The organism is Pseudomonas sp. K5002 (assembly GCF_013386655.1).
Classification (GTDB): Bacteria; Pseudomonadota; Gammaproteobacteria; order Pseudomonadales; family Pseudomonadaceae; genus Aquipseudomonas.
This window is the reverse complement of record NZ_JACARK010001256.1, coordinates 522-741: the sequence shown is the minus strand read 5'-3', so window position 1 is coordinate 741 and position 220 is coordinate 522. Positions and strand designations below refer to the sequence as shown.

Sequence of the window (220 nt, the reverse complement as noted above, 5' to 3'; positions counted from 1 at the left end):
GACAAGGACGCGGTGGTCGACGCCCAACTGCGAGTGCACGGGGTTCCCGGCCTGCGCATCGCCGACGCGTCGGTCATGCCACGCATCACTTCAGGCAACACCTGCTCACCGACGCTGATGATCGCGGAAAAAGCCGCGCAGCTTATCCTTTCGCCGAACACAAGGAGCCTCGCCCCGGAGAAAGAACTGACCTTACCGGCTTGACCTGCAGGAGCCCGGC

General features: G+C 64.1%; 1 protein-coding gene. It reads left to right on the top strand.

Annotated elements, in window-relative coordinates; genetic code table 11:
* The coding region (locus HX846_RS35460) for a GMC oxidoreductase (protein ID WP_256740346.1) at positions 1 to 204 on the top strand (204 nt) is incomplete at its 5' end.
* Positions 205 to 220 lie beyond the last annotated feature (16 nt).